This window comes from Corallococcus exercitus, assembly GCF_042231735.1.
GTDB classification, from domain to species: Bacteria; Myxococcota; Myxococcia; order Myxococcales; family Myxococcaceae; genus Corallococcus; species Corallococcus exercitus_B.
Window position 1 is genome coordinate 3,383,168 of the sequence record NZ_CP102577.1, and the last position, 14,602, is coordinate 3,397,769.

Sequence of the window (14,602 nt, forward strand, 5' to 3'; positions counted from 1 at the left end):
GTCCATGGCGAAGCGGCTGGGAGAGCGGTTGATTGAGGCCGGCCTCGTGACACCCGGGGCCGTGGAGCAGGGGCTGGAGCACCAGAAGATCACCGGCCACAAGCTGGGGGACTGTCTGGTGGAGCTGGGCCTGCTCCAGGAGGCCGCGCTGCTGCGGCTCCTGGCCAATGAGTTCCAGACCCGCTTCGTCACCGCGGACAAGCTGGCCAAGGCCCGCATCGACACGAAGGTGCTGGACAAGCTGCCGGTGCGGCTGGCGGAGGCGCAGAACGTGCTCCCGCTGGCCATCGACCCGGAGCGCAAGCTGCTCTCGGTGGTGGCCGCCGAGCCGCAGAACAAGTCGCTGCTCGACGAGATCGCCCTCGTCACCGGCATGTCGGAGGTCTACGCGTACATCGGCCTGCGCAGCGCCATCTCCGCGGCCATCCGCAAGCACTACTACGGCGACCCCACGGCGTTCACCACGCTGCTGGAGGGGCCCAGCGCCTCCAACGGCCCCCGCCGTCCGGACACGCCCTCCAACACGCACGTGGGCGCGGAGCCCGGCCGCGGCGGCACCTCCACCGGCAGGAGCCCCAGCCTGAGCATGCGGCTGGAGACGGACGCGCGGATGCGGCTGCAGCGCGCCGGCAGCGGCACCAACGTGGCGCGCATCTCCACGCAGCGGCGCGAGCCGGGCGGCCCGCGCGGGCTCATCAGCGACACGGACTACGTGGAGACGCTGAGCCTGATGGTGGGCCTGCTGGAGCAGGACCGGCCCCGGCACCGGGGACACTCCGCGCAGCTGGCGCGGCAGGCGGGCATCGTCGGCCAGCGCATGGGCATGCCCCACAAGGAGCTGGCGGCGCTGTCCATCGCCGCGTACCTGCACGACCTGGGCAAGCCGCCGGAGCGGCACTACTCGCTGGCCAGCAACGCGGCCAACCCGGAGTGGAAGGCCCAGGCGAAGGCGTGCTGCCGCGCGCCCACGAAGCTCTTCGAGACGGTGCACCTGCCCGCGCAGGTGAACACCATCCTCGCGCAGCTGTACGAGGCCTGGGACGGCTCCGGGACGCCCCAGGGCGCCAAGGGCGAGGACATCACCCTGGGCGCGCGCATCCTGGCGGCGGTGGACAGCTTCCTGGAGCTGACCAAGAACCCGGGCAACGCGTTTGGCCGCGTCTTCCCCAAGCAGCAGGCGCTGGAGCACCTCAAGCAGAACGCGGGCGTGCTCTACGACCCGGTGGTGGCGGACATCGTCGGCCAGCTCCAGAGCGGTGCGCTGCTGGTGCACCGGCTGGCCAGCGAGGGCCGGCAGGTGCTCATCGCGGAGCCGGACGAGGCCACGCGCGGCGAGCTGCTGGAGGCCGTGCTCAAGCAGGAGCTGGTGGCGCACGCGCTGTCCACGCTGGACGGCGCGCTGGACGGCCTGGCGCGGCAGGACTGCGACGTGCTGGTGGTGAGCCTGCGGCTGGGCCAGCAGGAGGTGATGGACCTGCTGGAGGCCGTGCGCTCCACGCCGGAGAGCGCGGGCCTGCCCATCGCCGTGGTGGGCGAGCCGGATGCCCAGGCGCGCGAGCGGCTGCTCATGGCGGGCGCGACGGCGGTGCTGTCTCCCAGCGACAAGGCGGAGGTCGCCCGCACGGTGCTCTCCCTCTTCCAGGACCGGGTGCAGCACAACGGCCCGGGCCGGGTGGTGCGCGGCAGCTTCGACGAGCTGCCCCCGAGGGAGCTGTTGCGCACGCTGGGCGGCGGCAAGAAGAGCGGGAAGCTCCAGCTGCGGCACCACACGCTGGAGGGCTCGCTGCACCTGGAGCGCGGGCGCGTGGTGCACGCGGCGTTCGGCGGCCACGCGGGAGAGCCCGCGCTGCAGGCCCTGCTGAAGATGAAGCAGGCGGACTTCGTCTACGACCCGGACGCGCTGCTCCTGGACATGCCGCAGTTGGATCAGGACCTGGAGGCCCTGGCCAACGCGCTCAGCCCAGGGTGAGGTTGAAGAGGCGGGCCGCGTTCGCCGTGGTGACGCGGGCCACCTCCTCCAGCGAGACGCCCTTCAGCTCCGCCACCTTCTTCGCCGTCTCCAGCACGTGCGCGGGCTCGTTCTTGCGGCCGCGGTGGGGCACCGGCGCGAGGAAGGGGCTGTCCGTCTCCACCATCAGGCGCTCCAGCGGCGCGAAGCGCACCGCGTCCTGGAGGGCCTCCGTCTTCTTGTACGTCACCACGCCCGACAGCGAGATGTAGAAGCCCCGGTCCAGGTACTTGCGGGCCGCGGCCGTGTCGCCGGTGAAGCAGTGGATGACGCCGTTCGTGACGTCCTCCGCCGCCAGGGCCGCCTCGCAGTCCTCATGCGCGTCGCGCACGTGCACCACCAGCGGCTTGGACAGGCGCTTCGCGAGCGCGCACTGGCGCCGGAAGACGGTGGCCTGCACCTCGCGCGGCGAGTGGTCGTAGTAGTAGTCCAGCCCGGCCTCGCCCACGGCGCGCAGCTCCGGGCGGGCGCAGGTGCGCTCCAGCATCTCGAAGTCGGCTTCGGTGGCGCGGGCGGCCTCGTGCGGGTGGATGCCCAGCGTGGGCGACAGGAAGTCCGGGTGCCGGGCGGCGACCTCCAGCGCGTGGCCCCAGTCACCGGGGCCGTGGAACTGGCCCACCAGCACCGCGTGCACGATGCCCGCGGCGCGGGCGCGCTCCAGCACCGGCGCCACGTCCGCGTAGTCCTTCGGCTCCAGGTGGCAGTGCGCATCAACCAGCTTCATGGGTTCTCCCGAAACAAGTCTTCCAGCTCCGTCCGCGCCTCTTCCGAGGCGAAGGTGGACACGGCGGCGCGCACGCGCTCCAGTCCCTCCGCCACGCCCAGGCGCCAGAGGCCATCCGCCGCGTCCAGCCGGTCGTCCTCCGGCGCGCTCCGGTCCTCCAGCACGGCGAGCAGCCAGGGCAGCGCCCGGGCATCCCCCAGCCGGCCCAGCCCGCGCGCGGCGGCCCCCCGGCACGGGTCCTTCGTGTCCGCGAGGATGTCCTTCAGCCGCTCCAGCGCGCCGGGGACCTTCAGCTCGCCGCACAGCTCCACCGCCAACGCCCGGTCCGCGCTCCACTTCTTGCGCGTGCGCTGCATCAGCCAGTCCGCGCCCTCCGGGTCCCCCAGCTTCAGCAGCACGCCCGCGGCCTGCGTCTTGTCGAACGCGGGCAGCAGCCACTTGCCGAAGAGGCGCTTCACCGCCGGCAGCGCCCGCGCGTCCTCCAGCTCCGCCAGCGCGCCCAGCGCCCGGAAGCGCAGCGTGTCCACGTCCAGCGCGGCCACAAGCACGTCCAGGCCCGCGGGGTGCTTGAGGGAGGCGATGCCGCGCGCGGCCTCGAAGCGGACCTCCGGGGTCGGGTCCTCCAGCATGCCGGCCAGGGCTCCGCGCGCGTGCGGCAGCGCCAGGTCCGCGAGCCGCCCGGTGGCCTCCAGGCGCACGCGGGTGTCCTCGTCGCGCAGCCGGGGCAGGAGCATGTCCGGGAGCTGCTCCGGCGGCAGGATGACGGACGCGAGGCTCACGCCCGAGCGGCGCACCTCCGGCTGCGCATCCGCGAGCAGGCGCACGAGCACCTCCGCGAACGCGTCGGCGTGCGTGGGCTCCTCGGAGGCCAGGTGGAACAGCAGGTCCGCCGCCTCCGCCCGGCTCGCCGGACGCTTCTCACGCTCCAGGGTCAACAGGGCGCGGTCCCGCTCGGCACGCCAGTCCGCCACGTCTCGTCACCTCGCTCGCCAGGTGGCGGAAGTGCCACCCGGCGTGTCCTTGATGCCACCGCCAGGGCGTTCCCTGGCGCTACTTCACGTCGGCGCCGGGCGGCACGTCGCCCGGCTCCAGCAGGGACAGGTCCTTGCCGCCCGAGCCCGCCGTCAGGAGCATGCCGCGCGACTCGATACCCTTGAGCTTGCGGGGCTTGAGGTTCGCCACCACCACCACGCGCCGGCCCGCCAGCGCCTCCGGAGCCGGGTACGCCTCCGCGATGCCGGACACGATGGTGCGCGGCGTGCCCTCGCCCAGGTCCACGTCCAGCTTGAGCAGCTTGTCCGCGTTCTTCACCTTCTCCGCGGCCACGATGCGCCCCGCCTTCAGCACCACCTTGGCGAAGTCCGCGTACTCGATGTCGGCCGCGGGCGCGCCCTCCGCCGCCCCCGCTCCAGGGGACGCCTGCGTGGTGGGCTGGCCTTCCGGACTCTTCGCTTCCACGGGCTTCTTCTCCGTCTTCTTGTCCTTGCCACCGGCCTTCGCGGGCTCGGCGGCCGGCGTCCCCGCGGGGACCTTGATGATGGCGTTGACGCGCTCCTCCTCCAGCCGGGGCAGCAGCGGCTCCGGCGTGCCCAGCGGACGGGTGCGATCCAGCAGCGGGTACTTCGCGGTGGCGAGCGCCTGGAACGTCAGCGGCTCCGCCCCCAGCTGCGTGAACAGCTTCTCCGACACGCGCGGCGTCACCGGCGCCAGCAGCGCGCCCACCAGGTACGCCACGTCCGCCGCGTCCGACAGGTCCGCCCGCGCGGCCTCCGCGTCCTTCTTCACCAGCGCCCACGGCGCGGCCGTCTGCAGGAACGCGTTCGCGGTGGAGGCAATCTCGGTAATCACCTTGATGGCGTGGCGGTACTCCAGCTTCTCGAACGCCTCGCGCACCTCCGGCACGCGCGCCAGCGCGTCCTCCACCAGCTTGCGCCCCGCCCCTTCCGCGCGGCCCGGCGCGAGCTTCTTCTCCAGCGGCCCGGCCAGGAGCGACAGCGCGCGGTTGGCCAGGTTGCCCACGTTGTTGACGAGCTCGCCGTTCACCCGCAGGCGGAAGTCCTTGAGGTTGAGGTCCAGGTCCTCCACGCCCGCGCCCAGGTTGGCCGCGTAGAAGTAGCGCAGGTAGCTGGGGTCCAGGAGGTCCAGGTAGTCCCGCGCGGCCACCATGGTGCCGCGGCTCTTGCTCATCTTCTCCCCGTTCACCGTCAGGTGCCCGTGCACCTTGATCTCATTGGGGATGTGGAACCCCGCGACCTTCAGCACCGCGGGCCAGAACAGCGCGTGGAAGTAGACGATGTCCTTGCCGATGAAGTGGACGATGCGCGTGGGCGCGTCCTTGCCCCAGTACGCGAGCGCGTCCGGGACGCGGCCGGACTCCTTCGCCCACTTCTCCGTCGTGGCGATGTACCCGATGGGCGCGTCCAGCCAGACGTAGAAGAACTTGTCCGTCTCACCGGGGATCGCGAAGCCGAAGTACGGCCCGTCGCGGCTGATGTCCCAGTCCGCCAGGCCCTTCTCGAAGAAGCCCTGGAGCTGGGTGGCCAGGCCCGGGTGGATGAAGCCGGGGCGCTTGAGCACCTCCTGCAGGAAGTCCGCGTGGCGCGACAGCTTGAAGAACAGGTGCACGGAGTTGCGGCGCACCGGCGGCGTGCCACACAGCGCGCAGCGCGGGTCGATGAGGTCCGTGGGGTTGTACGTCTTGCCGCACTTCTCGCACGCGTCGCCGTACTGATCCGTCGACCTGCAGTTGGGACAGGTGCCCCGGATGAAGCGGTCCGGCAGGAAGCGCTTGTCCTTCTCGCAGTACGTCTGCTCGATGTCGCGGCGGTCGATGTCGCCCGCGTCCTTCAAGCGCCCGTAGATGAGCTCCGCGTAGTGGCGGTTCTCCGGCGAGTTGGTGGAGTGGAAGTAGTCGAAGCGGATGTCGAAGTCGCGGAAGTCGCGCTGGTGCTCGTCGTGGAAGCGCGCGACGAACTGCTCCGGCGGGATGCCCTGCTTCGCGGCGTTGATTTCAATGGGCGTGCCGTGGGTGTCGTCCGCGCAGAAATAGACGACGTCCTGGCCGCACGAGCGCAGGAAGCGGACGTAGATGTCCGTCTGGATGTACTCGACGGCGTGGCCGAGGTGGACGGCGCCGTTCGCGTACGGAAGGGCGCTGGTGACGAGGGTTCTCTCCGCCATGGGACTCTCCTGAGGGCGGCGGACCATAGCCGCTCGGGGATACGAGGTCATCGCCAACATGCACGCCGACAGGTGCATGGCACGAAGGTGGATGTTATCGACCGGACGCCATGTGCACCGTGCTCATCCTCCGGAATGTCCACCCCGAGTGGCCGCTGGTCCTCGCCGCCAACCGGGATGAGCTCCTCGCGCGCCCCGCCCACGGGCCGAAGGTCCTCTCCGAGTCCCCACGCGTGGTGGGCGGCCAGGACGTGGAGCGCGGCGGAACGTGGATGGGGGTCACCCACGAGGGAGTCGTCGTCGCCCTGACGAACCAGCGCGGCGCGCGGAGCCTGGGCCTGGCCCCCCGCTCCCGGGGCGAGGTCGTCTTGCGAGCCCTCCAGGCGGGCTCGGTGGAGGCCATCGAGCGCTACCTCGGCACCCTGCCCGCCCCGGAGTTCCTCCCCTTCAACCTGCTCTACGGGGACGCCCGCACCCTGCGGGTGGCCTACGCGCGGCCGGGCCACGCCCACCTGCTGCACGAGGACGTCCCGGCCGGCGTGCACGTGCTCCCCAACGACAGCCTGGACAACCTGGCGCTGCCCAAGGTGCGGCGGGCGCACGCGCTGGCCGAAGGCGTGGCGAAGCGCCCGTGGCCGGAGCTGGTGACGGGGCTCCAGGCGGCCCTGGCGGACCACGCCCTGCCGCCCCGGGAGGCCGCGACGGGAGCGCTCGCGGAGAACGACCTGCCCGCGGACTTCCTCCAGCAGCTCCAGGCGCTGTGCATCCACACGGAAGGCTACGGGACGCGCTCGTCCGCCATCGTCGCGCTCGGGCCCGGCCACGTGGGGCACTACCTGGCCACGGACATCGCGCCCTGTCAGGGCGGCTGGCGGGACGTGACGGGCCTGCTCCGCGCGCCCTGAAGCGCCCCGCGGCTCTTTCTCAGTCCAGCCGCGCCCGCATCACCGCGTCGTGGCCCGCGTCGTAGGTGGCCTCGAAGGCGGGGCCCCGGCCGGTGAAGGCCTCTGGCGGGGGCATGGCCACGTCCACGCGGACCTCCCGCACGTCGCAGCCCAGGTCGGAGCGGTAGAAGGCCGGCTCGCCCGTGACGTTGATGGCGATGAGCCGCGCGCCCGGGAACAGCTGACACGCGTCATGGACGGGCGTGGCGGACACGCGGTCCGCGCCCGGGTCGATGCGCTCCAGCGTCGCGTCCTCGAACAGGAGCGGGTTGGCGGCGCTCGCGGCGACGGCCTCCGACAGCGGGCCGCGCGTCACGGTGACCCGCCGGATGCCGCCATTCCAGGGCGCCTGGTGGAAGGTGGCGAAGGGCACGGGCAGCTCCTCCACGCGCGCCCCCGCGTAGAAGCGCTCCAGCACGTGGGTGAAGCGCTCGTGGCTCAAGCGGGGCACCGAGGCCGCGCCGCCCGCCGCGCCCAGCGCTCCCGCCGCCACGGCCGGCCCCAGCGCGCCGCCCGACATCAGCACCGCCAGCAGGCCCACGGCCGCGCCCACCGCGCCGCGCGCCGTGGCCGTCCGGCGCGTCTCGTCTTCATAGGCCGCGAAGAAGGCCCGGTAGCGCTGGCGCAGGTTGTTCCCGGGCGCGGAGGCATAGAGCCCGCCCACCACCGCGCCCATGCTGTTGCCCACCACGCAGTCAATGGGGACGCCCCGGGCGACCAGCGCGTCCAGCGCGCCCACGTGCGCGAGCCCCTTGGTGCCGCCCACCGACAGCACCACGCAGGTGCGCGAAGCGCGCGTGCTCCGGTGGCACGACAGCGCCCCCGAAGCCACCACCACCAGCAACACCAGCCCCAGCCGCCCCATGCATCCTCCCGTGCGCGAAGTCGGGGGCACCCTACCCCGTTCCAGCGCGGAGGGCCTCGAGCGGGCCGCTCGGCCGCCTGGCTCCCAAGGGAAGCCCGCCAAAAAACACGACCGCCCCCGGGACAGGAGCCCCGGAGGCGGAAGGTGACCTTCACGAGGCCCGGCGTGGACTCACGCCGGACCGGTGCGAGGGACTAGTACGTGGCCTTGAGGGACGTGCCGCTGTACGACGAGTAGCCGCGCAGCATGATGTACATCTTGCCCGCCGCGGTCTTCGCCGCCGCGTTGCACGTCTCGTTGTTGCCAGACAGGTACGGACGGCAGTCGTACGAGGTCGTCGTCGGGGCGGAGCCGAACTTGATGTACATGTCCGCGTCGCCCGTGCCGCCGCTCAGCACGTAGCTGGACGCCTTCGCGGCCGGCAGGTCGATGCAGTACATCGTGTTGGAGCTGGCCGCGCCGGACAGGCCCGTCTTCGCGACGCCGTTGGTCAGCGCGATGCAGGTGGTCGGCTGGGTCGTGCCACCCACGCCCACCGCTTCCCAGGCGGCCGTCACGGCAGCCTGCGTGGCGGCGTCATAGCCCAGCGCCGCGGCGGCCTGGACGGTCCACGTCTTCGCCTGCGCGAACGTGGTGCTCGCCGTGAAGAGGTTGGTGTTGGCGTAGTACCAGATGCGGGCGGCCTTCTCGACGCCGATGGCCGGCACGTTGATGGTGCTGCGGCCGCGCGGGTGCAGGCCACCCTTGGAGAGCAGCGCGAACGCCAGGTTGGGCACGCCGGAGCTGTAGTGCACGTCCGTGCTGGACGTCACGTTGGCCGCCCAGTCCTTGGACACGCCGTCCTTCGCCGGGTCGTCCATGTAGCGCAAGGCGTCGTTCGCCGTGCCCGGCGTCCAGACGTCCTCGCCCACCATCCAGATGGCCGCCGCCGTGCTCCAGCCGTTGACGCGGCTCTCGCAGACGGCGCCGAAGGTGTCGGACATCGCCTCGTTGAGGCCGCCGGACTGGCCGGAGTACGTGAGGTTGGACTCGTACTCCGTCACCGCGTGGGTCAGCTCGTGGACGGTGACGTCCGCGTCCTTGCCCAGCTCGATGGAGTTCACGCCGTCGCCGTCGCCGTACACCATCTGGGTGCCGTCCCAGTAGGCGTTCACGTAGTTGCGGCTGTAGTGCACCGTGCTGATGAGCGCCGCGCCCGCGTTGTTCAGCGAGTCGCGGTTGAACAGCACCTTGTAGCAGTCGTAGGTGTAGCCCAGCATGTCGTAGTTGACGTCGACGTGCGAGTCACCGGTGGCCGCCTGGCCCTCGCTGCGCTTGAGCGTGCCCGGGGTGCTGGTGCCGTTGTTCGCGCTGTACACCTTGCGGTTGAGCGCCGTGTGGATCTCCGGCACGCGCAGCAGCGTGGCGCCGTTGAGCGCGTCCACGTAGACGCGGTCGCGCAGCGGCATCAGGCTGCTCTCGCCCGTGACCTTCACCTCGTACGCGAGGCGCAGGCGGCCGTCCTGCTCGGTCTTCACGTACACCAGGCGCGCACCGCTCGCGGCCAGGCCCGTGCCCTGCGTGTCGCGCAGCGCCATCGTCTCGGCGGCCTCCGCGGCGACCAGCGGACGCGCGGACACGGCACCACCGGAGCGAGCGGAGCCGTTCGCGCCGAAGATGGCGCCGGAGCGGTCCACGTGCACCACCAGCTCCTCGCCCACCACCGGCAGACCGTTCAGCGTCTGCGCGTAGCGGATGTGCGAGGTGCCCTTCTCGTCCACGGTGATCTTGCGAACCTGCAGGTCGGACGCGTTCAGGCGGAACAGCGACGCGATGGAGGGCAGCGACCCGGCGATGGACGTGTGCACGTCCGCGGCGGCGAAGCCCGTCAGCGGGCGGTCCGCCTGGCCCAGGCGGCCCTGGATGGTGTGCGGCGTCCCATCGTCGTTGGTGCCGACGATCTGGGCGCCCGGAATCACGCTCAGGGCGTTCTGCACTTCGGCGACTTCATCCGGCTTCTGCTGCCCGTCCTGCGTGTTGGAGTCCATCTCACCGACGCCGCAAGCGACGAGGGGGAAGGCAAGCAGGGCTGAAACGAAACGAGTGCGAACCAAGGTACGGCCTCCTGCCCGGCGCAAGGGGGTGGTCGCCGGGCAGCGCTCCTTTCAGCATTCTTCAGGCCAACTCATTAAGTCCGCGAAATGCCTCGCAGTACGGGAAGGCATTGAAAAGCGGCTGGCACATCAGCGCCCAGTTCATCTTCTGTAATGTGGAAGCAAACGTTACGTGAGTTCCGCAACCGCCCGTTCTCACTGGGGATTTCGGCGCACACGGGCCCCTGTCCTGAACCGTGACAGCGCACACCGGGTGTGTCCTCTATTCGGGCAATCCACGGCTGACGGCTTTTTCTTGGAGAGCAAACCAAGACCGCGAATTCGCGCGCCGTGCGTCAGCGCCACACGCCCAGCAGCACCCGCGCGCGGCCTTCCATGGGGAGCTCCGCCTCCTCCACCGTGGCGAAGCCGGCGTCACGGGCCACGTCGGCCAGGTGCCGCATCCACGGCTTGTAGGGCATCCCGTTGTCGGAGCAGCAGGGAACGACGGCGAAGCCCAGCCCGTGGCGCGCGGCGTACTCGATGATGATCCGCGTGGCGCCGTCCGGGTGCATGCCCACGACGAGCTCCGCCTCGCACGGCTCCTCCAGCGTGAAGGGCCGCTGGGCGTACTTCACGGGCAGGTGCTTGTGGCGCAGGTCGAAGGTGGTGACGGTGCGCCCGCGCTGGGTGAGGGACTCGTTCAGCTTCCCCATGCCGCCGGCGACGTCATAGACGCGCTGGGCCTGGGGAAAGCGCGTGACGAGCAGGTCCGCGAAGAGGTCGAAGCGTCGCTTGTCCGCCATGGCGGCTCCTTCACCCCGGGCCCGTTCAGGCGCGGGTGCACACCGTCCACAACAGCCGTTCAATCACGAGCTTCCCGCTGGCGGAGGACTTCAGGGCCAGGTCCGCGTCCGCGCATGCCACCAGGGCGTTGAGCAGCTCGCGGCGCTCGTAGCGCGCGGCGGCCTGCATGCCGAACGCGAGCGCCCACGCGTTGGGCGTCTTGCGCCTGGTGGCCTTCAGCTCCTGCTCCAGCTTCGGGAGGATGCGCGCCTCCACGTCCCGGCCGGTGCGCGGCGGCTGCCCACCGGCGTACTTCTCCAGCCAGGCGTGGTTCTCCAGGAGCGAGCGGACGATGGATGCCACCGCGCCCAACAGCTGCAGCGCGTGCGTGCCCTGCCCCATCGCGTCCTCGGCGTAGGAGAGCGCGTCGCGCAGCTCGCGCTTCTGGAGCGCCTCCGTCAGTTCGAAGAACTCCTCCTCGCGCGCGTGGTGCACCAGCAGCGCCACGTGCTGGGCCTCGATGGTGGGGCCCTCCGCGTAGACGGCCAGCTTCTCCAGCTCCGACTGGAGCAGCCGGATGTTGCCGCCGATGCGCTCCTTCAGCCCCTCCAGCGCGCCCGGCCCCAGCTTCTTCTTGAAGGGGACGAGGAACTCCTTCGCGATCTCGCTGAGGTCCAGGTCCTTGTGGCGCGCGGCCACCTTGCGCTCGAAGAGGCGGCCCTTGTCCTGCGCGAACTTGAGCAGCGGGCTGCGCGAGTCCACGTCCGAGGCCGCCAGCACCAGCGCGTGCCCCGGCGGCACGCCCTTCTGGAGCAGCTCCAGCAGCGCGGACGCGTCCCCCTCCGGGGCGCTGATGCGCTCGTCGCGGCAGAAGGCCGCCGCCTCCTGGAGGAAGACCAGGTCGGCCTCGGCCAGGTCCACGTTCAGCTCGTCCTTCCACTGCTCCACCGTGGGGGCGCCGGGCACGCGGGGGTCCAGCTGCTCCACGCCCCAGCCCGCGCGGCCCGCGAGCGCCAGCAGCCGCCGGGCGCCCTCCTTGCGCTTGCCCGACTTCCACGCGTCGCGCGCCTTGGCCAGCGCGTCGCCCTTGCCCTTCTTGGGCGCGAGGAACTCCGGGTCGCGCACCAGCACCACCTTGCGCCCGGGGAACAGCGGCAGCGTGGCCAATTCCTGCGCCACCTCGCGCGGGGAGGCCGCGTCCAGCACCGCGAGGTTGAGCCCCATGGCGGCGTCCGGCACCAGCGTCTTCACCAGCTCGTCGGCGCCCTTCCTGACCAGGAACTCCTCGCCCCACAGGAGGTACAGCGGCCACACCTTGCCGCCCTTCACCTCCGCCAGCACCTCGTCCATGTCCGCGCTCATCGGCCCTCCACGCACAGTTCGATGAGCAGCCGCTCCAGCTGCAGCCGGGGCGCGCCGTTGCGCGAGCCGATGGCCGTGCGCGCGGACTCCAGCAGCGCATGCCGCCGGTGCAGCGCGGCCTCCGGCGTGCGCTTCGCCGCCTCTTCCGCCAGGGCCCTCAGGTCCCGGTTCGCCATCGCGTCCTGCGCCCCCGCCTTCGCGAGCGACACGTCCCGCGTCCACAGGATGAGCAGCTCCAGCGCCGTGTCCGCGTCCTCGCGCGAGCCGCCGTGGGCCTCCGCGAAGCGCAGGAGGGCCGGGATGTCGTCGCCGCTCAGGCCTTCGAAGGCGGTGAGGACGTCCTTGCGCTCCTTCAGCGCGTCCACGTCCAGCGCGAGCGCGCGGCCCAGGCTGCCGCCGGACATCACCGCGGCCAGGGCGGCGGTGTCCGCGTCCAGCTTGCGCTCCTGTTGCACGTGCCGTGCGACCAGGTCCACCGGCAGCGGACCGAAGTACACCTTGCTGCACCGGCTGCGGATGGTGGGCAAGAGCCGGTCCATGGCGCTCGCCACCAGGATGAGGGTGGTCTCCGAGGGCGGCTCCTCCAGCGTCTTGAGGAACGCGTTCTGCGCCTGGACGTTCATCTGCTCCGCGCTGACCAGGATGGCCACCTTGCGCTTGGACTCCAGTCCGCGCAGCGCCAGGCGCTCCTGGAGCTGCCGTATCTGCTCCACGCGCAGCTCGCGGCTGGGCGTGCCGGTGAAGTCGGAGCGGCCGGCGAGTCCTCGCGACACGCGCTCGTCGTCCGGCATCACCCAGGTGACGTCCGGGTGCAGGCCCTTGGTGATGCGCACGCAGCTGGTGCACTTGCCGCAGCCCACCTCCGGGGCCTCCGGGCACGTGAGGGCCTGGGCCAGCCCCACCGCGGCCAGCTCCTTGCCCACCCCCTCCGGCCCCGCGAACAGGTAGGCGTGATGCACCGAGCCAGACCGCAGGGCGGACTGGAGCGCATCCATCGCGCGGGGCTGTCCCTGCACCGAGGCAAGCGTCATGGGGGGCGTGTATCTCCGCTCGGAGGGCACCCGTCAACCGCCACCTTGACCCGTGCGCGCGCGGCCGGTCTGATTCGCCGGGCGTGCTGAACTTCCTCGAAGGCCACCTCCCCCTGCTGGCGGGCTCCGTCCTGACGGTGCTCCTGCTGAGCGTCCAGCGCACCACGCGTGACCCCGACCTGCGCGACGACCTGCGCGGCGCGGTCCGGATGCTGGTCGCCTTCCTGGTGCTGCGCCTGGCGGAGCGCTTCCTGCCGGAGGCCACCACGCCGCCGGGCCTGTACAAGTTCGTGCACGTGGGCTGGATGCTCACGTTCGCCTACGGCGTCATCCGGGCCGGGGTGGCGCTCGCGCTGAAGCTGGTGCGGCTGCGCTCGCCGGTGACGACGCCGAAGATTCTGCGCGACGTCATCGACTTCACGCTGTACGCGCTCGCCACCGTCCCCATCCTCCAGAGCCAGCTCAACCTGGACCTGACGGGGCTGGTCGCGTCCACCGCCGTGCTGACGGTGGTCATCGGCCTGGCGCTCCAGGAGACGCTGGGCAACCTCTTCGCGGGCCTGTCCTTGCAGCTGGACCGGCCCTTCGAGGTGGGCGACTTCATCCGCATTGGCGAGCACACCGGGCGGGTGGTGCACATCGGGTGGCGCTCCATCCGCATCGCCAACTTCCGGCGCGAGGTCATCACCCTGCCCAACAGCATGGTGGGCAAGGAGCACGTGAAGAACTTCACCCAGCACCGCGAGCCCGTGGGCATCGAGGTGCAGGTGGGCGTGTCGCTGGACGCGCCGCCCAACCAGGTGAAGCAGGCGCTGCTGGACGTGGTCCGGGAGATTCCCCAGATCCTGGTGCAGCCGCCGCCCCTGGCGCGCACGGTGACCTTCACGGACTCCAACGCGCAGTACATGGTGCGCGTGTTCCTCAACGACTTCGCGCTGTCGGACAGCGTGAAGGAGGAGCTGCACACGCGGCTGTGGTACCGGCTGCGCCGCGAGGGCCTGGAGCTGCCCCACGCCCAGCGCACGGTGACCCTGCGCCGCGATTCGGCCCACCGCCGCCGCGAGCTGGCCGACGACACCGTGCGTGAACTGCTGCGCCAGGTGGACCTGTTCGCGCCGCTGGGCCCTGAGGAGCTGGAGCGCCTGCGGTGCGAGGTGGTGGTGCGCCGCTTCGGCCGCAACGAGCGCATCATCCAGGAGGGCGACGAGGGCGGGACCTTCTACGTCGTGGCCTCCGGCGAGGTCAGCGTGCGCGCCGGCACGCTCCAGTCCGAAATCACGCGGCTGGGGCCGGGCCACTACATCGGGGAGATGTCGCTGCTCACCGGGGAGCGCCGCGCCGCCACCGTCGTGGCGCTCGAGGACTCCGTGCTGCTGGAGCTGGACCGGCCCACCTTCGCGCGCCTGTTCTCCGACTATCCGGGTCTTGCCCGGCAGCTCTCCGCGCTCCTCGCGCAGCGCCGCACCCAGCTGCGCGCCGTGGCCCAGGCCTCCGGCGGCGGCCCGGACCACTCGCCCGAGGCGGGCCGCATCCTCGGGAGGCTGCGGGCGCTCTTCGGACTGACGCACGAGTAGCGGTTTTCCTCCATCCGGCTCCGGGGCAGTCACGACCCTCTGTCCTGGAGTCCAGG

At 71.6% G+C, this 14,602-nt stretch carries 11 protein-coding genes; 3 read left to right on the forward strand and 8 right to left on the reverse strand.

Annotation, left to right across the window (positions count from 1 at the left end):
• Nucleotides 1-4: 4 nt before the first annotated feature.
• Complete coding sequence (locus NR792_RS12935) at nt 5-1,969, forward strand: HD domain-containing phosphohydrolase (RefSeq protein WP_375760354.1); 1,965 nt, start codon at nt 5-7, stop codon at nt 1,967-1,969.
• Here the strand turns inward: NR792_RS12935 and NR792_RS12940 are convergent.
• The 3 genes from NR792_RS12940 to metG form a co-directional block, all read right to left on the reverse strand.
• Nucleotides 1,956-2,732, reverse strand: coding sequence for a TatD family hydrolase (locus NR792_RS12940; protein ID WP_375760355.1), 777 nt, complete (start codon nt 2,730-2,732; stop codon nt 1,956-1,958). The genes NR792_RS12935 and NR792_RS12940 overlap by 14 nt on opposite strands.
• On the reverse strand, nt 2,729-3,703 hold the full coding sequence (locus tag NR792_RS12945) for a HEAT repeat domain-containing protein (RefSeq protein WP_375760356.1): 975 nt from the start codon (nt 3,701-3,703) through the stop codon (nt 2,729-2,731). The genes NR792_RS12940 and NR792_RS12945 overlap by 4 nt, the downstream gene beginning before the upstream one ends.
• Nucleotides 3,704-3,782: 79 nt before the next feature.
• Entirely contained in the window at nt 3,783-5,912 is a 2,130-nt protein-coding gene (gene metG, locus NR792_RS12950) for a methionine--tRNA ligase (RefSeq protein WP_375760357.1), read from the reverse strand.
• Between the two features lie 110 nt (nt 5,913-6,022).
• Between metG and NR792_RS12955 the strand changes: the two genes are divergently transcribed.
• Nucleotides 6,023-6,817 (forward strand): NRDE family protein, encoded by a 795-nt coding sequence (locus tag NR792_RS12955; protein ID WP_375760358.1) that lies wholly within the window; start codon nt 6,023-6,025, stop codon nt 6,815-6,817.
• A gap of 19 nt (nt 6,818-6,836) precedes the next feature.
• Here the strand turns inward: NR792_RS12955 and NR792_RS12960 are convergent, their stop codons facing one another.
• From NR792_RS12960 to holB, 5 genes are all read right to left on the reverse strand, one after another.
• On the reverse strand, nt 6,837-7,751 hold the full coding sequence (locus NR792_RS12960) for a patatin-like phospholipase family protein (protein WP_375760359.1): 915 nt from the start codon (nt 7,749-7,751) through the stop codon (nt 6,837-6,839).
• 164 nt (nt 7,752-7,915) lie between these two features.
• Complete coding sequence (locus NR792_RS12965) at nt 7,916-9,814, reverse strand: M4 family metallopeptidase (RefSeq protein ID WP_375760360.1); 1,899 nt, start codon at nt 9,812-9,814, stop codon at nt 7,916-7,918.
• 335 nt (nt 9,815-10,149) lie between these two features.
• A complete protein-coding gene (locus NR792_RS12970) occupies nt 10,150-10,599 on the reverse strand; it encodes a hypothetical protein (RefSeq protein ID WP_375760361.1) in 450 nt (149 codons plus the stop codon).
• Nucleotides 10,600-10,624: 25 nt separating this feature from the next.
• Complete coding sequence (gene holA / locus NR792_RS12975) at nt 10,625-11,941, reverse strand: DNA polymerase III subunit delta (RefSeq protein WP_375760362.1); 1,317 nt, start codon at nt 11,939-11,941, stop codon at nt 10,625-10,627.
• Entirely contained in the window at nt 11,938-12,972 is a 1,035-nt protein-coding gene (holB, locus tag NR792_RS12980; RefSeq protein ID WP_375760363.1) for a DNA polymerase III subunit delta', read from the reverse strand. The genes holA and holB overlap by 4 nt, the downstream gene beginning before the upstream one ends.
• 83 nt (nt 12,973-13,055) lie before the next feature.
• Between holB and NR792_RS12985 the strand changes: the two genes are divergently transcribed.
• The gene (locus NR792_RS12985; protein ID WP_375760364.1) at nt 13,056-14,546 is read left to right on the forward strand and encodes a cyclic nucleotide-binding domain-containing protein; all 1,491 of its coding nucleotides are present in this window, start codon (nt 13,056-13,058) and stop codon (nt 14,544-14,546) included.
• The last annotated feature ends 56 nt before the right edge of the window (nt 14,547-14,602 follow it).